Genomic DNA, 22,727 nt, shown 5'->3' on the forward strand with positions numbered 1-22,727 from the left:
GATTCACCTGAAGCTGCGACCCGGGCAATGACGGTTCTTCACGCCACCGAATCCGCGACGGTCTACCTGTCCTGCTGGGCGCGTGTCCGGTCAGCCGATATCGCTGATATTGATCGAACCCTGTACGACGAGCGCATCGTTGTGAAGCAATTGGCAATGCGCCGTACGCTTTTCGCATTCCCTCGCGACCTGCTGCCGTCCGCCTGGTCGAGCGCGTCGGCCCGAGTCGCGAATACCGAGCGGGCGCGAATGTCCAAAGATGTTGTGAATGCAGGCCTCGCCATTGACGGCAATGACTGGCTTGATCGCGCCCGGGCAGAAGTTCTTGCACTGCTCGCCGACGCCCCCGAAGGTCTTTCAGCTCTCGACGTCCGCCAGGCAGTGCCGATGATCGATGTGAAGGTCTCCGGAACATCGGGTGAGGTCTGGTCTGCACCCAGGGTTCTCACATATCTCGGCGCGACCGCCGACATTGTGCGCGGAACAAACGTCGGCCGATTCCCCACTACCCGTGCACGATGGACTCTCACCCAGCACTGGCTCGACGACGCTTCCCCCCTGGGCAGCGCCGGCGACGGATATCGAGAAATCACTCGCCGCTGGTTACACACCTTCGGCCCCGGCACAGAAGACGACATCGTGTGGTGGCTCGGATCCACAAAGACCGTGGTGCGCACGGCGCTTGCCGAACTCGACGCCGTCTCCGTCTCGCTCGATGATGGCGCCACCGGTTGGGTGCTACCCGACGACCTCGACGAGGTAGTCGATCCAGGCCCCTGGGTGGCGCTTCTACCGGTGCTCGACCCGACGATCATGGGCTGGAAAGGCCGCGACTTCTACCTGGGCCCACACCGCAACCAACTCTTCGACAACCGTGGAAACGCCGGCACAACAGCCTGGGTGAGTGGCCGGGCCGTCGGCAGCTGGATCCAAGACGCGGACGGCGTCGTACAGGTTCGGTTACTCGAAACCGTTTCCTCCCAAGCGAAACACGCTCTGGAGACAGAGGCTGCACGACTGTCCGAGTGGCTGGGCGGCGTCAAAATCGGCACCGGATAGAACTCACCCAGTATGAAATCGGAGTTGGTCAGCCCCTCCAGACAGCCGTGAACTCCTTACTGTGACAGTTCTACCTTCAGTTCCGCCTCGGTGGCGGCAACAACATCAGCAACGGTGACACCGGGTGCGAGTTCACGCAATATCAGGGTTCCTTCGTCGGCTACGTCGATGACTGCAAGGTTGGTGATAATCCGATCCACAACGCCCTGACCGGTCAACGGCAATGTGCAGGCGTCGACGATCTTCGGATTACCTTCGCGGTCAGTGTGTTCCATAACCACGATCACGCGGCGGGCACCGTGAACGAGATCCATCGCACCGCCCATACCCTTGACCATCTTCCCCGGAACCATCCAGTTTGCGAGGTCACCGGTACGTGAGACCTGCATGCCGCCAAGCACTGCGGTGTCGATATGGCCGCCGCGGATCATGCCGAAGGACAGAGCGGAATCGAAGTACGCCGCACCGGGATTGACTGTGACGGTCTCTTTGCCGGCATTGATGAGATCAGCGTCGACATTGTCTTCGGTCGGGTACGGGCCGGTGCCCAGGATTCCGTTCTCCGAGTGCAGGACCACTCGCACACCCGAACCAAGGTATCCAGGAATCAGTGTGGGAAGGCCGATCCCGAGGTTGACGTATTCGCCATCGATCATCTCGGCTGCCGCCCGAGCAGCCATGTCCTGACGGGTCCAACCTGCAACTGCCACAGGTGCGTTCATCGTGTGACTCCTTCCGAAGCGCTGACGGTTCGCTTTTCGATTCGCTTGTTCTGAGGCCCGGTGTGCACGACACGTTGCACAAACACACCCGGTAGATGCACTGACGCCGGATCGATCTCGCCCGGTTCGACGAGGCGCTCCACCTGGGCAATGGTTACCCGACCGGCCATCGCGGCGAGCGGATTGAAGTTCATCGCAGTCTTGTCGAAAACGAGGTTCCCCTCGGTGTCACCCAATAGAGCGTGCACGAGCGCGTAATCGGTGTTGATCGCTTCTTCGAGAACATATCGCTTGGTTCCGAAGACACGAGTTTCCTTGGGCGGGGACGAAATAGCGATAGAACCGTCGGCGTCGTACCGCCAGGGCATTCCACCTTCGGAGATCGGACTGCCCACTCCAGCGGGAGTAAAGAACGCCGGAATTCCGGTACCGCCGGCGCGAAGGCGTTCTGCCAAGGTGCCTTGCGGTGTCAGTTCCACTTCGAGCTCACCGGCCAGATACTGGCGCGCAAATTCCTTGTTCTCGCCGACATACGACGCGGTTACACGTCGAATTCGACCAGCGGACAGCAAGATTCCGAGCCCGTGATCGTCAACGCCACAGTTGTTGGAGAACACTTCGAGGTTTGTGACAGTCGTTGCCGCGATCGCATTGATCAGCGAGTCAGGGATACCGCACAATCCGAATCCGCCGACGGCCAACGTGGCGCCGTCGACGATGTCGGCGACCGCATCAGCAGCGGACTCGTACATCTTCGTTGCCATCTTCTGCTTCCAATCTTGCGTCCATTGAGTGAACGCACTATTTCAGGTTCACCCGATTGAACTATGACCAGGTAAACAGATCAATACTCACGCTCGTACCGGGTCAAGATTGGTCGATGGTTGAGCAATATCAAGAAATACGTTCAGTGAGTGAACGCTAGGATGGGCTTGTGACATCTAGAGAGAAGCCTCCCCACATGGTCGCTCGCGTGGCCGCCGTTCTGCGGGCAGTCGCCGCGTCGGAACCTGCGGGGGCGTCAACTACCGAACTGAGCAAGATGGCCGATCTTGCTCGTCCGACGACGCATCGTCTATTGGCCTCATTGGCTGCCGAGGGATTGGTGGACCGCGATACGAAGAACGGACGTTGGTCATTGGGCCCCGAGTTGTACTTGTTGGGCGCAGCTGCAGGACACCGGTACGACATCATCGACAACGCTCGCAGCGTTCTTGACGAGTTGGCCAGCGCCACCGGAGAAAGCGCGTTTCTCTCGGCACGACGCGGCGACGAGACCGTGTGCGTGCTGTCCCAAGAAGGTAGCTTTCCTCTGAGATCCCATGTGCTCCATGAAGGAAAGCGATTTCCACTCGGTGTCGCGTCGGCGGGCCTGGCGATCCTGAGTCACATGCCGGCGGGCGACGTCAATGACTATTTCAACCGGAAGGACCTTGCAGCCTCGTTCGGAGAAGGCCACAGCGAGGATGCAATCCGCCGTCGAATCGCCTTGACCCGGACCACCGGCTATTCGGTAAATCCCGCACTCATCGTCGAAGCAAGCTGGGGCGTCGGCGCGGCCGTATTCGACCGGGGCGGACGCCCCGCTTGGGCCCTCAGTTTGACGGGCGTCGAGACACGCTTTCGCCCCGAACGGATCACCGAAATGGGAACCCTACTTCTGGAACATGCCCATAAGCTGTCGACGCACCTGAGAACCGGGACAGTCGGATAGCAGGCCAAAGGCAGCCCAACAGTGCCCCGCGTCGTTCCTACTTATCGTTCTGTCGACGCACCATCTCGGCGATCCAGATGGGCGCAAACGGAGAAGTGCAGTTCGGAGGCGTCGGGTAATCCTCGAGCACCCTCAGACGTTCACCGATATCGATTGCACGGGCACGATACTCGGAGTGCTCGATCCCGATCTGAGCTAGGCAGTGATTCATCGCCCACTGCAGGCGATCCGGCGCATCTTTCATCTCCGCCTCGATCACGTCGAGAAGTCCTGAAAGATCAAGGCCCTCAGGCTTCTTCGCCACGCGTTCGGTGGTCAGCGCCCACCCGGCAGACGCAACCACTGGGTCCGGATCAGCCGACCAGACCACGCGCAATTCCTCCGAGTGCGGGCTCTTCTTCACTATGTAGTTCACGAGCCAGTCATGCACCTTGGGAGGGCGCGCCTCGCGCAACATGGCGTCCAACTGGTCCTGCGTGAACGACTTTGGCCGGCAGATCAGGATCGCCAGCAGTCTCGCTGCGGTGTCATCCGTCGCCCAGAGTTGGCGCGGGAGTTCCTGCTGCGTTTTCAGTCGCTTAGCGAGCCCACGCAGTTTGGTGAGATTGACACCGTGATCGTCACCGTGCTTCTCATTTACCTTGCGCACCTTCGGATCTTCGAGCGCAGCCAACTCGGCCATCACCTCGGACACTGTCGCCTCAGTCATCCCGGCCTCCTGTCCATAACGTGCGAGAGTCGCCTACAAGGAAAGCACGATCAACCACACAATCAGCGGACGCACGACGCGACCGATGCTGCGGAGCCACCCGAAGACGCTTAACAACCATATTTTGGCGACAATTCGGATATGGTGCAATTTGTGGCCATTATGCAAAAATGGACGGATACGGCCAAATGTCGCTCACAGGCTGCGCCTGAAGAATACCCCGACGAAGGAGTCCTCACATGAAGTTGCCCACCGAACTGGCAGAATTCCTCGACATCGCGCTACGCGGCCGGATCGACACCGTCGCCGAACTTGCCGACGTCACAGGCAGTTCCGTCGATACGGTGGAACAGGAAGTAGCTCGCCTCGAAGAACTCGGATTCCTCTCTCTCACAGACGGAATCATCACCTACCGGCGTCCCGACGCTACCGTCGCCGACGCGACCCACCGCATGCTGACCAGCATGACGCAGGACCTCGACGAGAAGATCGCCAAGACGCAAAACCTACTCGATACGCTGCCACAACTGATCCAGGCCTGGCAGCACGGCGACTCAGACATCCAAGGTCTACCCATCGACGTGACACGCGGACCGTGTGCACCCCAGGACATGTACGGACTGCAGGCCTCACGCGCGCGGCCCCGCACCTCCTACACATGCATGCCCGACACCACACCGCTGTACACGATCCTCCGCGACGAGAACGCCCCCGAATCGTACTGGGAGAAAAACGCCCAGCCCAACCACGACATCCGCCTCATCGTCAGCACTACCGATGCCGCGTCCGAGTTGGGGCGCAACCAAATCGCGATTGAAATCAAAGCCGGCTCACAAGTTCGAATGCACCCGAACCCACCGAGCTTCTTCTGGATACTCGACCACAAGAGCGTCGGAATCCCCTTCTCCTGGGGCCAGGCCTGGCCTACCGGCATGATGGCCATCCACTCACCCACACTCGCCGACACCATGACCTGGATCTACAACCGCATCTGGGAAGAATCGATACCGGTCACCGGACACAAGGACCATAAATGGGAGAACCCCTGGGATCCCATACTGCACCTGATGAATTCAGGTACGACGATGGAAGCCGCGTCAGTCGCTCTGGGATTGACCCCCCGAACAGGACGCCGCCGAGTCGCCGAAGCTATGCAACACTTCGGTGCGTCGAACCATTTCTCACTCGGCGCAGCCTGGAACGCGGCACGCAGCCTTACCCACAACGGGGACAACTGATCTCAAAGGCTTCAGTCCAGCCTTCTCACGCCGGCGGATTCTTTCCACTCACGCCGCCGTTGCGGGCTTCGATAGCCTCGACGGACTTCTTGAACTGCTTTCCCAGGACGCGAGTACCGAAGAGGCTGAGCACCGCCGCGAGCATCCGCCCCTTGAGGTTCTTGCCATCGCGAACCACGACGGCATCGACGTCGGTCATACCCGACGGCTGCTGCGTGAGCGTGTAGGTGTGGCCCGACTCGCCACCCCACAAGTTGGAGTCGGTGGTCGTCATCCGGACGCGATGGGGATCGGTCCAGTCGTAATGCAGGCGTTCCCAGATACCGCTCGAGCCTTCCGTGACGTCTGCATCATGGGGGCCTTCGTGGTGCACCTTGAGGTAGCTGTCTGCGCTGTTGCCGAAGATTTCCTCGCGACCGGGCCCGAAATCCGTCAGGCCGGCAAGGACCTGTTCGGGTGACGCGGTGGTCGTCTGGTGAAGATGGATCGTGGTCATGGCGCCTTCCTCGATACTTGGATGGTCCAATCCGGCTCTGAAGGCCGGGGATGACATATCCAGCACATCACTCGAGTGAGCGCCGCGAAAGGGGCTGCTCGACCCGGTGTGGTCGGAAGTACAGAAGTCCAGCACACCAAACGCCCAGCCCAAAGTGCGATACGGCGTTTGATCGGCCGACGCGGCGCTGGTTTCTTCGTAAGATTACGACAGGAAGTATTGAGCGACAAAGCGTTTCGGTCAGGTTTGTAGCACCCAATGATTAGGCAACCGGCAAGACAACGCCAGCGTTGAGTAACGTCGAAGTTGAGTGCATCAGAGAGGATCCACCTCATGAAGCCCAGTCCGATCGTTCGAGTGTGCGCCGTTGCCCCGCTCGCCGTCGTCGCGCTGGCCGGATGTGCGAGCGAACCGGAGTCATCTTCGGCGACGATATCCGAGACCTCATGGCCCCCGGCCGGCGGCGCCGGGCCATGTCACGTGTCGAAGGAAACGGATGTACCGGCAACGATGCGGGACGGCGTGGTCCTGCGATCGGACGTCTACCGCCCGCAGACCACAGATCCCGTGCCTGTCATCCTCATGCGCACCCAATACGGGAAGTCCTCGGCTCAGATCGCCCCAGAGCGCTATCAATCCCCCGAATGGTTCGCATCGCACTGCTACCTCGTCGTGATCCAAGACGTGCGTGGACAAGGTGCCTCCAGTGGAGTTTTCAGTGAATTCGCTCCCGATATGAACGACGGCTACGACTCCGTCGAGTGGGCAGCGGCGCTACCGGGTTCGACCGGCAAGGTCGGGATGTACGGATCCTCGTACGTCGGAGCCACACAATGGCTCGCGGCGACCCAACGCCCACCGCACCTGACCACCATCATTCCGGCGAACACCGCATCCGACTACTACGACGGATGGACCTACGAGGGCGGCGAATTCCGGCTCGGGTTCGTCGAGCCGTGGGCCATGGGAACGATCGCGACAACCGCCGCGGAGAACCGTGGCGATCAAGCCACCGTCGACGAATTGACCGCTGCCGGCGCGGACATCAGTCGATGGCTAGCGGACCGTCACTACCAAACATTCCCACCGATGCAGCCCGACAACCCCGCAGTCGCACCCTGGTTTTTCGACTGGATCAACCATCCGACCCGAGACGACTACTGGAAAAACATCTCCATCCGAGACAAGTACTCCAACGTCGATGTACCAGTCCTCGATATCGAAGGCTGGTACGACGCGTTCCTGCAAGGAGGGTTGGAAAACTTCACCGGCATGACCTCGCAAGGAGCATTGCCCGATACTCGCCAGAACCAGCGGATCGTGATCGGCCCTTGGGATCATCTCTCATGGGGAAGGCCAGACTCCACCGGCTCAGCTCTACTGAAAGCAGCGGGTCCCGGCGGGAACAGCCCGATCAACGATCTGATGATCACCTGGTTCGACCATTACCTCAAAGGTGAAACCAGCAGCATCGGCAACTCGCCGCGAGTGGACTACTTCGTCATGGGTTCCAACACCTGGAAAACAGCCCCCACCTGGCCGCTGCCGAACACACAGTTCGCCACCTACTATCTCTCGGGGAACGGAACATTCCCCACCCGCCAAGGAACCCTCACCACCACCGCACCCACACAACCGCAAGCACCTGATCCGTACCTCTACGATCCGGAAAACCCCACCCCGAGTATCGGCGGACATTCCTGCTGCGCCGCCGCTTCCGGACCACAGGATCCGTTCGACCAGACACCGAACGAACAACGATCCGACATCCTGCTCTACGACTCACCTGCATTCACCCAGCCCACGGAAATGACCGGGCCGATTACCGTCGACCTCTACGCCCAATCATCGGCGCCCGACACCGACTTCGCGGCGAAGATCGACGTCGTCAAACCCACCGGCGAAAAAATCAACCTCAATAACGGCATCATCCGAGCGCAGCTGCGCGACACCCTCGATCAACCCGAACCCCTTGCCCCAGACCAGATCAACGAATACTCGATCAACGTCTGGCCCACCAGCTACGAACTCTCCCCCGGCGATTCGATCCGCGTTGAAATCAGCAGCGCAGACTATCCCCAATTCGCGGCCAACCCGAATACCGGCCTCCCCCTGGGAAGTTCAGACGCAACAGTGCGCGCAAGTCAAAAGATCTACCACGACGGGCAACACCCATCCGCGGTGATTCTGCCGATCATCACCAACCCCGCAGCCGGAACCGAGACCTTCCCTCAATGAAAGGCTTTCACGGGCCGATCCACACCGGAAACATGCGTGTGTTTACCAAGGGCCACACGTACGCTGCGGCGGGTAAGCGCAGACCACAACTACAAGTAGCGGATTACATGTCGCGAATACCTGAGGTGAGTACGTGCAGGGCTGCGTCGACAGTGGAGGCGATGAGGGTGTCGTCGAGTGGCCCGGCGGCCGGCAGCATCACGTGAAGCAACAGGGGCCCAGTCAAGATGTCAAAAACGAGGGCGGGATGAACGATCGGCGGCATTTCGCCGCGATCGACGGCCCGTTGGAACATCATTTCGGTCGATCGGCGCCGGGGTGCCATAAATGCCTCGTGGAACTGCGCGCTCCGTTGAGGGTCGCTACTGAGGTCGCCGAGTAGACCTGCGAGGCCTGCAGCGACGATCGGGGTGCGGAAGAACTCGACCTGTCGGCGCTGTAGCTCGATCAGGTCGCCTCGCAAGCTGCCGGTGTCGGGCGCCGGGTCGATGCCGAAATGCGTGACTATGGCGTCGGCGAGCAGCGCGACCCGCCCTGAGAATCGGCGATACAGCGCGGTGCGGGTGGTTCCGGCCAGGGTGGCGACCCGGTCGATGGTGACTGATATCCACTGTTGCTGGTCCAAGCACCTGAACGACGTACGGACTATAGGCAAATGGGACTGCGCGATGGCTACTTCCGCTCCGACGGCGCTGAGCGTTCCTTACGTATTCGACGAGTTCATCGCTCAGCTCTCGGACAAGGTGAGCTGATTCCGAGCAGCGTACGACGCTTGTGACGCAACGATTTTGGACACCTGCAATTCGGGCAGTTCGATCAGTGCTGCGATTTTGGGCGGCGACGTCGGCGCCGAGTTCGGTCAGGCTGTATTCCACTTTGGGCGGGATGGTTTCGAGTGCTTCACGGTGCACGAGGCCGTCCCGCTCAAGTGTTTGCAGGGTCTGCTCTCTCTGACTCCGTCGACGCGTCGGCGTAGGGCGCTGAACCGGTACGGGCCTTCGTTCAGTACCATATTGAGGCCGGTCGTCGGGCGTGGCAGAGCGCGTCGCACGCATATGCCAGTGCCACTAAGCGCCGCCGTTGGAGGTAATCCCCTCCATCCCAACAGATTTCGAGAGCCAGTGCTTCGCCTGCACGATCACACGTTGATGCCTGACGCCGCTGGTGCCATCACGCAACGCCCGGTCCAGTGCAAGGTCTCTGCCTCGCTAGTCAAGAAAGTAGGCGAGGACCTTTTCGTCGGAATCCAAGACCTCTTCCGAAGCCACCCCGAGCTCAAGCGCAAGCTCGACCGATCCGAGGAGGGCGACCTCCACGTCCGGCGAGAAGGCCCGTTCGAGCACCCCGAGGTAGTCGGCCATGCTCGCATCGAGCTTCTCGATAAGCTCCCGGTACTCAGCGGCGAGCTGCTCGTCGAGCGCCCGCTGTTCGCCGAGGTAGTGCTCGATCAGCAACGCCTCCCGCTTGGAGAGGGAGGACGAGACAGCCTTGTACATGATGATGCCGACGGTGTTGCCGATCACGGCGCCGAGGACCGGCACCGGGATGAGAGCCTGCCCGACGCAGGAGGACAGGGCGCTCACGGCGGTCTCCAGGCAGACGAGCTCCGCGTTCTCGATGAACTCCAGCTCATCGATCTCGCCACGTCGGAACTTGTTCGCTTGCTCCGCGACGCCGAAGGCCGCGGTGACGATTGAGCTGGCGACGGCTGCGGGCGTAGCGGTGAAGTTCGTGAGCCAGTAGAGGCTGAGCCCGCGGACACCGCCCTTGGCGACGCCGAAGCCGGTGTCGCCCGCGATATCAATCCAGTCTTCGCCGGTGAAATCCTTGAGCTGCGTGCCCGCACGGCGCTTCTCGACCACGGCCAGCACCAAGGCGGTCCCGCCCTCGATGGCGGCGGCCACAATCGTGGCCTTCGCGCCCTCCTGCAGGGTCGGCTTGCTTTTCTGGTACGCCTCGTCCCGCAGGGACTGGTCGGTAGAGCGGAGGGAACCCTCCTCCGCCTTCAGCGTCGCGCCGTAGGCGCCCCTCTGCACCTCGTGGTATTCCAGGTGCGAGGGTTCGAGCGACTCGATGCCGACGGTGCCCTTCTCGAAGAAGGCTTGGATCCGCGCCCAGTCCTTGAGCGACGGGCCGTCGCCGCCGAGCGTCAGGAGCTTGCCAGCTTCCTCGTGTGGCATGGCGTGCAGCTTCTGGATCACCTCGAAGTGGTCGCGGGGGATCTGGTATTTTCCGCCGCTCTCGACGAAGTCGGGATACTTCTCGAGGTGTTCGGCGATCGCACCGAGGCCGAAGCGGCCGCCGGCCGCGACGAACTTCTGCTGAATCTCCACGCCGCCGCGCACCAGGTCCACCGGGCCGTTGTTATTCTTCCACTCGTAGATAACGCCCTTACCGAGGATCTGGCTCCGAGCGTTGCCGACGCCCACCTCTGCGACCTCGGCGATGAAGCCGTGCATGCCCTTGACTCCGCCGCGGTTAGCGGCGACCACCTCTAGGTCGATTTTCCTCGTCGCGTTGTGGAGGCTGGCGAGCGCGTCCTCGAGGTTCACGTCCTGCCGGTTGAGGGCGCTCAGCAGGTTGTCCAGCCGGAGCTGGTTGAGGTAGTTCACCCAGGCGGCGACAGCCTGCTCCTGGTTGCTCTTCCCAAGCTTCACCGCGTCACTCGTAATCGGCGCGCTGCTCAATGCGCTTGGGTGCGCTGCTTGATGCGCTCGCTCAGCAGCGCGGCGCATGCCTTTGTGTTGTTCACCAGCGCGACGAGCTGGGACTGCTGCGGCGCAGACAGCGCGAGGAAGTCGGCTCCGAAGCACCCCAGCGCTTCGCCGTAACTCTGCAGGAGCAGCTCGCGAAGGGAGGCAGTGCGCTGGAGGAGGTCATCAATCTGGGCGTCCATGGCATTGATGAGCGCAGTGTTGTGCTTCACCGCGGTCAGCGCCTCCTGCTTCGCCTCGCGGTTATCGAACTTGTTCTTGGCGAACAGTGCGATTGACGCGAGGAGGGTGGCTCCTGCGACCGTCCAGCCGATGGGGCCTGCGAGGGCGAGCAATGCGCCGCCTGCCGCAGTGCCTCCGCCTCCCGCTGCGAGGGCTCCTCCTCCGAGCCAGGCCATAGCGGCGTTGGTCGCAGCGGCCCCGGAGAGTGCGGAGATTGCGGTGCCGGTAGATGCGGTGCCAAAGGTGGTGGCGACCCACAACGCAGCTGTCGGGGCAATGCTCGCGACCGCGGCACCCGCGACAAACCCGGCACCGGCGCCGGCAGCCGACTTTCGCGCGGCCTCGAGGTCCTTCCGGGCGAACTCCTCCGCCGCCAGGAAATCGGCTTTGTGAACGTCGATCTCGTCGAAGTCGGTCTCGAATGTTTTTGGGGTGTTAGCGACGCTGTTCACCAGAAGCTCGACGAGCTCGATCAGGTCCGTCGAGCGCTCGCGCTGGCGTATGAGGGAGAGGCCCTTGTCGTTCATCAAGGTGAACGCGCCGTTGTACTCGGCGATGGCCTCCTCGTAGGGGTCGGGCTTCTTCGCGGTCAGCTTCTCGACGGTGTCCACAGCGGCGTCCTTGAGATCGCCGGTCTGCTCGACCAGCTTCTCGACGGTGCCCACAGCGGCGTCCTTGAGATCGCTGGTCTGCTCGACCAGCTGCTTTGAGCTACTGCGCGCGAACTTGCTGAAGCCGCCGACAGCCTTGTCGAAGCCCTGCTTGGCCTTGTCCAACCTGAGCGGTTCCACCATCGAGATCTCCGAACTCCGTTGCTGTTTATCCTGGCGACAAGAGAGTATCGGACACGCGCGACAAAGTGGACGCACCGGTTGGTTTCGAAGTGACTGGCTCCGCCATGATTCCCCCCAACTACGGCCATCCTCCGACGGCCGGCTTTTGTCGGCGATGGACCACGCCAGCGGCGTCGTGATTGGGCAGGTCGGGGGTGGCCTTCACGACGAACGAGATCCCCATACTGAGTGAGCTTCTCGGCCAGTTCGACATCAGAGACAGCGACTCTAGGTTCCCGATCTACTTGTCCGCGAATGCGACGCCCCAGAAGGTCAATTCCTCGCACGATGGAGAACGGATCCAACCTGACACCTCAACGGCCCCCACCAGCTACGGTCGGCAAAATGAAATGGCCCAACCCGCTTCACGAGTTGAGCCATTTGAGAACGATACGAGACCGAACCGATCGATCGAGCTAGCCGCGCGCCATATCGACGAACTTCGACAGGTGAAGTTGGTGTGCCACAGTGATTGTCGCGGTCGGACCGTTACGATGCTTACCGAGAATGAGGTCGGCTTCACCGCCACGAGGGTCGTCGCGCTCAGTTGCATCGGGACGATACAACAGGATGACCATGTCAGCATCCTGCTCCAACGATCCCGATTCGCGAAGGTCAGATACCATGGGGCGCTTGTCAGTTCGCTGTTCCGGACCACGGTTCAGCTGACAGATCGCGACCACGGGAACTTCGAGCTCCTTGGCCAGAAGCTTGAGGCTACGCGAGAATTCCGAGACTTCCTGCTGGCGCGACTCGACCTTTTTACCCGAGCTCATCAGCTGGAGGTAGTCGATCACGATCAAGCGGATGTCGTGTTTCTGCTTGAGCCGCCGCGCTTTTGCGCGAATTTCCATCATCGTGAGGTTGGGAGAGTCATCGATGAAGAGCGGCGCTTCACTGATCTCACTCATACGACGCGCGAGCTTGGTCCAGTCGTCGTCGGTCATCTTGCCGGAGCGCATGTCACCGAGCTTGATCTTGGCCTCTGCGGAAAGCAGACGCATCACGATCTCGGTTTTGCTCATTTCCAGCGAGAACATAACGCTGGCCATACCGTGCGTAATGGAGCAGGAACGCAAAAAATCCATTCCAAGGGTCGATTTGCCCACACCAGGTCGGGCCGCCACGATGATCATCTGACCCGGGTGCAGGCCGTTGGTGATTTCGTCGAGATCCTTGAACCCGGTGGGCACACCGAGGGAGATGCCGCCTCGGCTGGCGATGGAGTCGATCTCATCCATCGTGGGCTGCAGGAGTTCGGTGAGGGGCACGAAGTCTTCGGTGGTGCGACGTTCGGTGACCTCGAAGATTTCGGCCTGCGCGCGGTCGACAACCTCGGCAACATCCTGGCCGTCGGTGCCGGCGTAACCGTATTGAACGATGCGGGTACCGGCGTCGACGAGGCGTCGTAGCACCGATTTCTCGGCCACGATCTCGGCGTAGAAGGCAGCGTTGGCTGCGGTGGGCACTGTCTGAGTGAGCGTCACCAGATAGGAAGCGCCACCGATTTTGCGAAGTTCGCCGCGACGGTCCAGCTCAGCGGAGACGGTCACTGGGTCGGCAGGCTCACCACGGCTGTAAAGGTCCAGGATCACGTCGTAGACAGACTGATGGGCCGGCCGGTAGAAGTCGCCTGGCCTCAGCACCTCGAGGACGTCAGCGATGGCGTCCTTACTGAGGAGCATGCCACCGAGAACGGACTGCTCGGCCACCATGTCCTGAGGTGGCTGGCGCCCGAATTCCTGATCCGGCTCGGATTCGGGGGGACCGGGGTAGTCGGAAGGTCCTCGATCATCTACAACAGCCATCAGAGAGACCTTCCCGTAAAACACTCGACAACGCTGCAAGAAAATCGCAGCGTCCCCTCTATTTGTACCCGCCCCGACCGACATCCGTGCTATTTGTACCCGCCCCGACCGACATCCGTGGCCGGAGACCGGCCGGTCTGTAGATAGACGTCGAGACGACGTTAGGGACTCGTCAACCCACAAACAAACCGGCCTGTGGATAAATCTGTGGAGTAATTGTGGAAACTCCTGAAAAACTGTGTGCACGATCTGTGGATAACCTGGGGACAACTTTGTAAGTTTCTCTCATAACACCAGCTAGATGTATGTGAGCAAATTCGCACACCTGTTAGTGAAAAAAGTTTCTCCACAGTCGGCGCGTCGGCGTGTCGGGCGTGTTGCGGAGCCCGAATCATCACCGATCACCGAAGCTGAACGTCACACTGTGACGGTTATCCCCAACCCGATGTCGAGCTGTCCGCCACCAAGACGCGGCACAAAAGGTCGAGCCCTGCACACCGAAATGTGCAGGGCTCGACCGAAGAACCAGTTGACTATGCGCCAACGACGTTCAGGTTGAACTTGGCAACCACATCGGGGTGCAGGTTCACGACCACGGCATGCTTGCCCGTGTTCTTGATGTGAGCCTTCGGCAACACGAGGGTGCGCTTGTCCAGGACCGGTCCACCGGCAGCCTTGATCGCAGCAGCGACGTCAGCAGCGGTAACCGAACCGAAGAGCTTGCCCGAGCCGCTGGCGGTCTTGACCGTCAGCGAAACATCGAGTGCTTCAATTGCAGCCTTGAGCTCCTTGGCGTGATCCAGGCCGCGCACTGCGCGCAGTTCCTGTGCACGACGGATGCCTTCGACCTGCTTCTCGGCGCCACGGGTAGCGATAATTGCCAACCGGCGGGGGAGCAAGTAGTTACGGCCGTAGCCGTCCTTGACCTCGACGGTGTCGCCAGGCGCACCGAGGTTGTCCACGTCAGCGGTGAGGATGAGCTTCATGTTCTTCCCTCCCTTTCCTTAGCGAGCCACGGTGGCGTAAGGCAGCAGTGCTACCTCACGTGAGTTCTTGACGGCAATGGCAACGTCGCGCTGATGCTGGACGCAATTGCCGGTGACACGACGAGCACGGATCTTTCCGCGGTCGCTGACGTACTTACGCAGCAACGTCGTGTCCTTGTAGTTGATCTGCGTGTTCTTCTCTTTACAGAAGGTGCAGACCTTCTTCTTCATAACCTTGTCGCGCAAGGGCGGCTTCGGCATGTCTTTGCTCTTTTCTGGATGTCCCTGATCAGGTACGGATCAGAAAGGCGGTTCGTCGTTGCCGCCGCCGCCGAAGGAGCCCGAAGCCTGAGGCGCACTGCCCCAAGGATCGTCTCCACCCGAAGGTGCAGCAGCCGGACGTCCGCCGCCCGATCCGCCGGAGGAACCTCCGAAGTTGCCGCCCGCGCCCCCACCACTGCCGCCACCACGGTTGGCCTTGTTGACCTTTGCCGTGGCGTACTTCAGGGAAGGACCGATCTCGTCAACTTCGAGCTCGACGACTGTTCGCTTTTCGCCCTCACGAGTTTCGTACGAACGCTGCTTGAGCCGACCGCTCACGATTACTCGTGAACCACGGGTCAAGCTCTCCGCGACGTTCTCGGCTGCTTCGCGCCAGATGTTGCAACGCATGAACAGCGCATCGCCGTCTTTCCATTCATTGGAATTACGGTCGAAGGTGCGGGGTGTGGATGCAACCGTGAAGTTTGCAACCGCAGCACCCGCCGGGGTGAAACGAAGCTCAGGATCAGCCGTCAGGTTTCCGATGACGGTGATGATGGTGTCGCCAGCCATGTGGTTCCTCCTGCATTTGATGTAAGTCTGTTGGGTGCGAGGTTAGAGCCCGCTACCGACAGAAATTACTTGTTGTGGCGCAGAACCTTCGTGCGCAGAACCGACTCGTTCAGACCGAGCTGACGATCGAGCTCAGCGACGGTGGCGGGAGTGGCGTTGATGTCGATCACCGCGTAGATACCTTCAGCATGCTTCAGGATCTCGTAGGCGAGACGACGCTTACCCCAGACATCGACCTTGTCGATCGTGCCGCCGTGCTGGCGCACAACATTGAGGAACGTATCCAGTGAAGGAGCGACAGTGCGCTCGTCCAGGCTGGGGTCAAGGATGACCATCAATTCGTAATGACGCATAAGACCTCATCACCTCCTGTGGACTAAGTGAAAACGGCCACGGACTATCCGTGGCAGGAGGGTCGTTGCGTCAGCAACCCTCGTAGGTTACACGAGGTGCCGCTGACCAGGGAAATCGCACCACCTAGGGTTGGCCTATGCGAACGGACCGAAAAACATCGGCGTCGATCCTGACGCTCGTCGTCGGTCTCTGCGGACTGGCCATGACCCTGGGCTACTTCAACAAGGCACGATGCGCCGGCGCGCCCTTCGCGCCGGACGGTCGGAGCCTGAGCTTCGACATCAACAAGAACGTCGATGTTTGTTACTCCGACATCCAGCTGCTGTGGCTCGGACGCGGCATCGACCAACACCTCTTTCCCTTCATCACCGGCGGCATCACGCCCGAAGGTTTCCTCTACGGCGGAACCGTCGAATATCCGGTGCTGAGCGGAATCCTGATGTGGCTGGGCGGAATCGGCTCCCACAACGACGCCGAATTCCTCCTCCATTCGGCGTTGATCCTGGCGCCATTCGGCCTTCTGACGGCCTGGATGCTGGGGCGGATGAGCGGTGGGTACGCCCTGATCTGGTCGGCCACACCGCCGTTGGTGCTGTACTCGTTCCATAACTGGGACCTGCCGGTGGTGGCGACGACCGTCGGCGCGATTTTCCTGATGACCTTCGAGCGCATCCCTTTTCGAACACGCGCGATTCTGGCGTCGATCATCCTGGCCGTCGGCTTCTGTTTGAAGCTGTATCCGGGGATCTTTGTCCTGCCTCTTGTCGCCTACGTCTTGCTGAGGGGAACCGAAGGCAAGAAATACGACGTCCGCGGTGCCTTGATGACGGCGGGCGCGGCAGTGATGACGGTCGTCCTCGTCAACCTCCCGTTCGCTCTCATCTCTTACGACGGGTGGCGGGCGTCGTTCAGTTTCCAGGAGAAACGCAGCGCCGACATCACCACCAACTCGGTGTGGTTCTGGGGGTTGCGACCGTTCTACGGCTTCGGCGTTCGTGAACTCAATGCGGACTACGACGCTCTGGTGAACATCGCGTCTCCGCTCATGGTCCTGGCGTCGTTCGCGTTGGCGATGTACCTGGGTTGGCGACGCTATCTGCGCGACGGCTATTTCCCGTGGATCGCCGTGAGTGCGGCGATGCTGTGCGGATTCATCTTGCTGCACAAGGTGAATTCACCCCAGTACACGCTGTGGCTGCTGCCGTTCCTGGTGTTGTTCAAGATCCGCTGGTTCTGGATTGCGGCATATCTGTTGGCGGATGCGGCGCTGGGAATCGGCATCTTCCGCTACTTCTACCAACTGGACATGAACTTCGATCCGAGTAAATACGAGGCCGTCGTACAAGCCAGTGTGTGGGGCCACGTCGTATTGCTTATCGTGTTCTTCTTCCTGTTCCTGCGGGTGCCGCTGCGCTATCCGTTGGCCGGGACAGGAGCCGACACCGATCAACCAACCTTGGAGCACGCACGATGACCGAATCCTGGTTCGAAGCACCGACGTTGACGGGCGAGCACGTTCGCCTCGAACCGTTGGGCCACGAACACGCCGACGCCCTGGTGATCGCGTCGGACGATCCGAGCATCTTCCAGTGGACAGCTGCACCGATCGACACTCGCGCCGACGCACTCGCGTACATCGATGTGGCGTCGGAAAACCCGGACCGCGTGGCTTTTGCGCAGGTAGCGGTCAAGACGGGTGCAGTAGTGGGTACCACGTCGTTCTACCAGATCGACCCCGCTCATCGCAGTCTCGCAATCGGTTCCACGTGGCTGTCGAAGGCCGCTCAGGGAACCGGGATCAACCCCGAATCGAAGCTGCTTCTGATGCGCCGGGCATTCGACGATCTCGGTGCCGTACGCGTCGAATGGCACACGGACGAGTTCAACAAACAGTCGCGCGCGGCAATCACGAAGCTAGGCGCGCAATTCGAAGGCCTCCTGCGCAAGCACCGCCAGCGCCTGGACGGAAGCTGGCGTACCACCGCTTTGTTTGCGATGACGGACGAGGATTGGCCGGCAATCGCACCGCAATTGGAACGACGCGTCCGCACCTAATCTCCCCGGTTGCCCGCTTTGCCAGGCTTCGTGTCGCAAGATCAGGGCATGAGCGAACAGGGCGGATACGGATACCCGCAGCAGCAGTACCCCCAGAATTGGCAACCACGACCGACCAATACTCTCGCGATCCTCGCGCTGGTATTCGCGTTCCTGTTGGCTCCACTGGGAATCGTCTTCGGACACATCGCGCGCAGTCAGATCAAGAAGACCGGCGAACAAGGCGACGGTTTGGCGCTGGCCGGCCTGATTCTCGGATACATCTTCACCGGACTCGGCATCCTCTTCTTCATTCTGTGGATCGCCTTCTGGGGCCTGTTTGCCAGTGCTGTGAACGAAGCCGCGAACAACTCGAGCACGTACAGCTACACCGCTACTACCGCGCCTCGAACGACAACCCCACACACAACTACTCCCCGTCCCACGACGACCGTGCCGCACACAACCCCTGCCATTACGACGGCTGCCGGCCCGCTACCCACCGTCACCGGCTCGGACCGCCAAGGATTCATCTCCAACGGACCGAGTTGCAACTCGAACAACCCTGCTGTGGCTGTTGCGATCACTACCGGTTCACGAATCGTGGTTTGTGAAACCGGCGTCGGTCGCTACTACTACAAGGGCGAAAGGGTCAGCGACGGAGCAGTAATCGAGCTCGACGATCCGATTCGCACCCGTCAAGGTTTCGCCGCCAGCAATGGCGATGTCGTCTACCAACTCAGTCCCAGCGGATTGGTGATCCTGGACGGCGGATCCGAAGTGGCCAGCGAATCGGCCGTCGAAGTGTGGCTGAACTGAGTTCCGTCAGGACCCACACAGATCCCGGTACGGTACACCGGGAAGGTAGCGCTCCCACTCCTTCTCGGTGATGAGGGTTCCGGCGCTGCTACAGATCCCTGCGGAAACTGCATCCGGATCGGTGCCCCACAAGCGAATTGTCTTGTCGGGGCCACTGCCGGCAATCATGTTGGCACTACCCGCGAACTGCGCGTCGTTGACACGCACGGGATAGGCCGTCAGCTGAGCAAACCGCTGAGGGTCTTCGGGATTCGTGATGTCCCACAACCACAGTGATCCACCGCTGACCCCGGCCGACAGCAAAGTGCCCGCCGGGTTGACAGCTACGGAGTAGATCGCCCCCTCCGGTCCCGTAATGCGCGACAACGCTCTCGGCTCCGACGGGTTCTCCACATTCCACAATTGCAGGCTGTGGTCTGCGCTACCTGCTGCCATGACCTTGCCGTCCGCACTGAAAATAACTGCCTGGGCGTAACTTTCGAACCCACCGACCGTAGACGCGATCTTCGGCGCATTCCGGTCGGAGATGTCCCACAGGTCTACTTCGTTCTTGGCGTCGGCAATTGCCAGAATGTCGTCGCCCGGCCGGAACGCCATCATCTGCGGGTAGGAACCGGCATCGGTCAACGAAAGCAGTTTCGGCGCAGCCGGATCGGAGACGTCTACCAACGCAAATCCGTTGTCGTCTTGAGAAGACACTGCCAACAACGTTCCCGAAGGATCCAGGGCAACAACTCCGACGATGCCCTTGACGTACTCCTGCGGGGCAGCAGTCAACCTCGGTGCCGCGGGATCACTGAGATCCCACAAGTACGCCGCTCCGGAACCGGTGCCGGCGACCGCCAGGTCACCGTCTGCCGATAACGCCGACGCCCCGGTGAATCGTTCCTCGCCAATCGGTGCCAGCTCGGGCATCAGTACCGGATGTTCCAGATCCTCGGTGTTCCATGCCAATATCGCACCGCCCTTGGCGCCGACACCCGCAAGAAGGCGCGAACCGTCGGCAGCAAAAGGACTGGTGTAGATGGTGTCTCGCGCTCCCGACCACACCGGACCGGGCATCGCCCACACCCGCGTGACACCGTTGAGTCCACCGGTAACGAGCGTCCGCCCGTCCTCGCTGTAGTCGACAGTAGTGATGGCGCCGGTATCCGGCAGCACCTCGATCAGAGCGCCGGTATGCGGATCCCACACTCGAACGGTGTTGTCGGAACTACCGGCAGCAAGCCTGGTTCCGTCCTTGCTGTAGTTGAGTTCGTTGACGTAGCTGGAGAACCCGGGCAAAGCTGCCACCGGAACCGGGTGCGCCGGATCGCTCATATCCCAGCGTGCAACTTCACGGCCAGTGGTACCCGCAGCAAGTTCCCGCCCGTCCGGACTGAACGCAACACCGAGAAAATGGACGGTGGTTCCGTCGGGTTCGGTCGCGAAAATCGGTGGCACCGCGGGATCTTCCCACTTTTCGACGTCCCACACCCGCAGGGTTCCCTGTCGCCCACCTGCAACCATCAACCGGCCGTCGGGGCTGAACGTAGCCGTCACAATTCCCGTCGCCGGATGCGGCAGGGGCGGCAAGGCAACAGCGTCGGTGGAACTGTCGATCTTCCAGCGCAGCACGTCCGGCGTCGAGGTTCCGGCTATCAGCTTTGTACCATCCGGGCTGAACTCCAAGTCCTGCACAACGTGGTCTGCGTCGACGAACAACGTTCCGCGCACCGGGTTTTCCGGATCCGATACATCCCACAATGCGCCGCCGCCGGCGCCGCCCGTAGCCAACAGTCGCCCGTCCGGACTGAAGGACACGGCGAACAGTGCCGTCCCCTCGGACACCCCGAGAAATTCCGACTGCGGCGTTGCCGACACAGCTCCGTCGACTACGGGATACAGCCGAACCATGCCGTCGGAACTTGCCACGGCCACAACGGTTCCCGCGTGATTGATTCGCGCCTTCATCGAGCCGGGTGGACCCACGATTCGCGTCGCGGAATGCACACCGGACGCATCGAGCATCGCCGAGCGCGCCTCGGTGGTCTCATTGACATCGAACGCGGCCAGCGCAAGCTGCGCTGCCAACGACGGATCCTTGTCGCGCATGCGAACAGCTTCGGTTGCGACCTGACGAGACATCGCCTCGTCGCGGGCCGTGTTCGCCTCGGCACGTTGATGATTGGCGCCGATACCGGCGACAGTAGCGACCACCGCCAGCACCAAGGCGATCACCGACGCGGCAGCCAGCGCCGAGACAAGCCGTCGTAGCACGATTGTCCGTCGCCGATCAGCACTGTCCTGCTGATCACGATGCGCGATGCTCGCGGCCAGGAAATCTCGCTCGGTGACATTGAGATCGGCGGCCCGTGTCTCGCTCGGCTCCAGCGCCGGACCGAGATCACCCGAACTCAGCCACTCTTCGGTCAGTTGGAGCCGGGCGGGCCCGAGCAACGAACTCGGATCACGTCCACTCTCTTCCCACACCTGCGCCGCGTAGGTGAATCTGCGGTGCACGGCCAGTCCGGCACGATCCGAATCGATCCACGTACGCAACCGACTCCAGGCCGACAGCAAGACCTCGTGCGAAACCTCCACGGTCTCCTCGTCGACTGTGAGGAGGCGTCGCAACGCAAAGTGGTCGATGACGGTATTGACGTCGTCGACATCGTCACCGAGAAAAAGTTCGGCACGAGGAGCGCGTCGACGCGTCTGCGTGACCTCGTCGACGTTGACCAATCGTAAGAAGATTCTGCGCGCCAACTTCTGCTGCCGCTCGGTCAGTTGACCGTAAACTTCCTCGGCGCTCTGCTGAACTGCTCCCGCAATTCCGTCGGTGGCGTAGTAGTCGGACACGGTCAACGTTTTGCGCGTGGACCGTTGCCACGTGCCCAACAAGGCGTGGGACAGGAGGGGGAGTGAACCGGGATCGCTCGCCGTATGCGAGCCCCGCGGGGTCAGCTCACTGACCAGAACTTGAACCAGTTCAGGCTGAACGGTCATTCCCGATTTCAGCGCCGGCTTGACGATCACCTCATGCAACTGCTGCTCGGTGAGGGGGCCGACCACCATCGGGGAATCGTCGAGCAACGGAAGCAACAGCGGCTCCTCCGCGGCCAGCCCGTAGAAATCGGCGCGCAACCCGATCACGACAACAGTGTTCTCACCGGCCTCCGAAAGCACCTGCAAGAAGTCTTCACGCCAATCGCGATCGCACTGCGTCCACAGTTCCTCGAACTGATCGACGATCAGAACCCTGCGTTCGTCGTCGACAGTCGGGATCGTTCCCGAACCCGGCGCCGCGATCTCGACCTTCCATCCGTCGAACCGCGGATCGTCGCCGTCGACCTTGGGAGCCAGGCCCGCCCGAAGCAACGACGACTTACCGGAACCGGAGGCCCCGATGACCATGAACTGACGTCGAGTCTCACCCCGGATCGCCGACGCCACCCGCTCGGCCAACACCGAAGTGAGTTCCTCGCGGCCGAAGAACCAATCCGTGTCCTCCTGCCGGAAGGATTCGAGTCCTCGGTACGGAACGGTGGTATCGCCGCGTCGACGCGCCGTCAACTGCCGTACTCGTTGGACTGCGCTGAGCCAGCGCTGCCGCTGCTCCTCGGAATCGATCCCGCAGGCCTCGAGAAGTTTCGTGAACATCGGTGTACTCGCCGGCGTCGGCAGGTGCTGTCCGGAGAACCAACCGCTGACAGTTCCGTGGAGTCCACCGCTGCGGTCGACGGCTTCGCGAACCGTGAGCCCAGCAGCCTTTCTCAGCGCGGTGAGCGCCTCAGCAAACTGCCCTCGCGACTCGATTTCTTCCGGGTCGACCCGTTTGCCTGTGCCGGGTTCCGGCTGCGATTCCATAGCGAGGAACTTTATCCGAGCAGGTCAGAGAATTGTCCGTTGTATGGACTATGTATCGACCGCGTCGCGGACACCAACCTTCGCCAGATCGGCGGACA

The 22,727-nt window shown here is 61.2% G+C and carries 21 protein-coding genes and 1 pseudogene (1 of these 22 running past the window's edge); 8 read left to right on the plus strand and 14 right to left on the minus strand.

Annotation, left to right across the window (positions count from 1 at the left end; translation table 11 throughout):
- Positions 1 to 1,059: the 3' portion of a winged helix DNA-binding domain-containing protein gene (locus tag BDB13_RS03920; protein WP_094270496.1), read on the plus strand. 84 nt of this gene lie to the left of the window's left edge; 1,059 of the gene's 1,143 nt are visible here — the last part of the coding sequence; the start codon falls outside the window, past its left edge; the stop codon is at positions 1,057 to 1,059.
- 56 nt (positions 1,060 to 1,115) lie between these two features.
- On the opposite strand, the gene BDB13_RS03925 is transcribed toward BDB13_RS03920, so the two are convergent.
- Together BDB13_RS03925 and BDB13_RS03930 are read right to left on the minus strand one after the other, a co-directional pair.
- Entirely contained in the window at positions 1,116 to 1,781 is a 666-nt protein-coding gene (locus BDB13_RS03925) for a 3-oxoacid CoA-transferase subunit B (protein WP_094270497.1), read from the minus strand.
- The gene (locus BDB13_RS03930; protein WP_176459521.1) at positions 1,778 to 2,545 is read right to left on the minus strand and encodes a CoA transferase subunit A; all 768 of its coding nucleotides are present in this window, start codon (positions 2,543 to 2,545) and stop codon (positions 1,778 to 1,780) included. The genes BDB13_RS03925 and BDB13_RS03930 overlap by 4 nt, the downstream gene beginning before the upstream one ends.
- A 197-nt stretch (positions 2,546 to 2,742) precedes the next feature.
- Between BDB13_RS03930 and BDB13_RS03935 the strand changes: the two genes are divergently transcribed.
- Entirely contained in the window at positions 2,743 to 3,495 is a 753-nt protein-coding gene (locus BDB13_RS03935; protein ID WP_176459522.1) for an IclR family transcriptional regulator, read from the plus strand.
- 37 nt (positions 3,496 to 3,532) lie between these two features.
- On the opposite strand, the gene BDB13_RS03940 is transcribed toward BDB13_RS03935, so the two are convergent.
- The gene (locus tag BDB13_RS03940) at positions 3,533 to 4,204 is read right to left on the minus strand and encodes a DNA alkylation repair protein (RefSeq protein ID WP_094270499.1); all 672 of its coding nucleotides are present in this window, start codon (positions 4,202 to 4,204) and stop codon (positions 3,533 to 3,535) included.
- A 239-nt stretch (positions 4,205 to 4,443) separates the two neighbouring features.
- Here BDB13_RS03940 and BDB13_RS03945 point away from each other — a divergent pair, with 239 nt between their 5' ends.
- A complete protein-coding gene (locus tag BDB13_RS03945) occupies positions 4,444 to 5,442 on the plus strand; it encodes a hypothetical protein (RefSeq protein WP_094270500.1) in 999 nt (332 codons plus the stop codon).
- Between the two features lie 25 nt (positions 5,443 to 5,467).
- On the opposite strand, the gene BDB13_RS03950 is transcribed toward BDB13_RS03945, so the two are convergent.
- A complete protein-coding gene (locus tag BDB13_RS03950) occupies positions 5,468 to 5,938 on the minus strand; it encodes a hypothetical protein (protein ID WP_094270501.1) in 471 nt (156 codons plus the stop codon).
- Between the two features lie 333 nt (positions 5,939 to 6,271).
- Here BDB13_RS03950 and BDB13_RS03955 point away from each other — a divergent pair, with 333 nt between their 5' ends.
- A complete protein-coding gene (locus tag BDB13_RS03955; protein ID WP_094270502.1) occupies positions 6,272 to 8,176 on the plus strand; it encodes a CocE/NonD family hydrolase in 1,905 nt (634 codons plus the stop codon).
- Between the two features lie 103 nt (positions 8,177 to 8,279).
- Here the strand turns inward: BDB13_RS03955 and BDB13_RS03960 are convergent, their stop codons facing one another.
- The gene (locus tag BDB13_RS03960; RefSeq protein WP_094270503.1) at positions 8,280 to 8,831 is read right to left on the minus strand and encodes a TetR/AcrR family transcriptional regulator; all 552 of its coding nucleotides are present in this window, start codon (positions 8,829 to 8,831) and stop codon (positions 8,280 to 8,282) included.
- On the opposite strand from BDB13_RS03960, the gene BDB13_RS32795 reads away from it, so the two are divergent.
- Positions 8,832 to 8,954: a hypothetical protein gene (locus BDB13_RS32795; RefSeq protein WP_254922701.1), complete on the plus strand. Its 123-nt coding sequence runs from the start codon at positions 8,832 to 8,834 to the stop codon at positions 8,952 to 8,954.
- Here BDB13_RS32795 and BDB13_RS33490 read toward each other — a convergent pair.
- From BDB13_RS33490 to rpsF, 8 genes and pseudogenes are all read right to left on the minus strand, one after another.
- Positions 8,904 to 9,182, minus strand: a pseudogene (locus tag BDB13_RS33490) (winged helix-turn-helix transcriptional regulator); the annotation flags it as partial. The gene BDB13_RS32795 and the pseudogene BDB13_RS33490 overlap by 51 nt on opposite strands.
- 202 nt (positions 9,183 to 9,384) lie before the next feature.
- Complete coding sequence (locus tag BDB13_RS03970) at positions 9,385 to 10,833, minus strand: hypothetical protein (RefSeq protein WP_254922702.1); 1,449 nt, start codon at positions 10,831 to 10,833, stop codon at positions 9,385 to 9,387.
- A gap of 26 nt (positions 10,834 to 10,859) precedes the next feature.
- A complete protein-coding gene (locus BDB13_RS03975) occupies positions 10,860 to 11,906 on the minus strand; it encodes a hypothetical protein (RefSeq protein WP_094270504.1) in 1,047 nt (348 codons plus the stop codon).
- Positions 11,907 to 12,361: 455 nt separating this feature from the next.
- Entirely contained in the window at positions 12,362 to 13,753 is a 1,392-nt protein-coding gene (gene dnaB, locus BDB13_RS03980; protein ID WP_094270505.1) for a replicative DNA helicase, read from the minus strand.
- Positions 13,754 to 14,286: 533 nt separating this feature from the next.
- The gene (rplI, locus tag BDB13_RS03985) at positions 14,287 to 14,739 is read right to left on the minus strand and encodes a 50S ribosomal protein L9 (protein WP_094270506.1); all 453 of its coding nucleotides are present in this window, start codon (positions 14,737 to 14,739) and stop codon (positions 14,287 to 14,289) included.
- Between the two features lie 18 nt (positions 14,740 to 14,757).
- Entirely contained in the window at positions 14,758 to 15,000 is a 243-nt protein-coding gene (gene rpsR / locus BDB13_RS03990) for a 30S ribosomal protein S18 (protein WP_003941245.1), read from the minus strand.
- 39 nt (positions 15,001 to 15,039) lie between these two features.
- Positions 15,040 to 15,573: a single-stranded DNA-binding protein gene (locus BDB13_RS03995; protein WP_094270507.1), complete on the minus strand. Its 534-nt coding sequence runs from the start codon at positions 15,571 to 15,573 to the stop codon at positions 15,040 to 15,042.
- Between the two features lie 65 nt (positions 15,574 to 15,638).
- Positions 15,639 to 15,926, minus strand: a complete 288-nt coding sequence (gene rpsF / locus BDB13_RS04000; protein ID WP_003941237.1) for a 30S ribosomal protein S6 — start codon at positions 15,924 to 15,926, stop codon at positions 15,639 to 15,641.
- 137 nt (positions 15,927 to 16,063) lie between these two features.
- Here rpsF and BDB13_RS04005 point away from each other — a divergent pair, with 137 nt between their 5' ends.
- The 3 genes from BDB13_RS04005 to BDB13_RS04015 are packed head-to-tail and all read left to right on the plus strand — an operon-like array spanning position 16,064 to position 18,780.
- On the plus strand, positions 16,064 to 17,401 hold the full coding sequence (locus tag BDB13_RS04005; RefSeq protein WP_094270508.1) for a glycosyltransferase family 87 protein: 1,338 nt from the start codon (positions 16,064 to 16,066) through the stop codon (positions 17,399 to 17,401).
- Positions 17,398 to 17,982 (plus strand): GNAT family N-acetyltransferase, encoded by a 585-nt coding sequence (locus BDB13_RS04010; RefSeq protein WP_094270509.1) that lies wholly within the window; start codon positions 17,398 to 17,400, stop codon positions 17,980 to 17,982. Before BDB13_RS04005 ends, BDB13_RS04010 begins: the two co-directional genes overlap by 4 nt.
- Before the next feature lie 48 nt (positions 17,983 to 18,030).
- Positions 18,031 to 18,780 (plus strand): DUF4190 domain-containing protein, encoded by a 750-nt coding sequence (locus tag BDB13_RS04015; RefSeq protein WP_094270510.1) that lies wholly within the window; start codon positions 18,031 to 18,033, stop codon positions 18,778 to 18,780.
- 6 nt (positions 18,781 to 18,786) lie between these two features.
- Here the strand turns inward: BDB13_RS04015 and BDB13_RS04020 are convergent, their stop codons facing one another.
- A complete protein-coding gene (locus BDB13_RS04020) occupies positions 18,787 to 22,629 on the minus strand; it encodes an nSTAND1 domain-containing NTPase (protein ID WP_094270511.1) in 3,843 nt (1,280 codons plus the stop codon).
- Positions 22,630 to 22,727: the final 98 nt, after the last annotated feature.

Source organism: Rhodococcus sp. OK302 (assembly GCF_002245895.1).
GTDB lineage: Bacteria > Actinomycetota > Actinomycetes > Mycobacteriales > Mycobacteriaceae > Rhodococcus_F.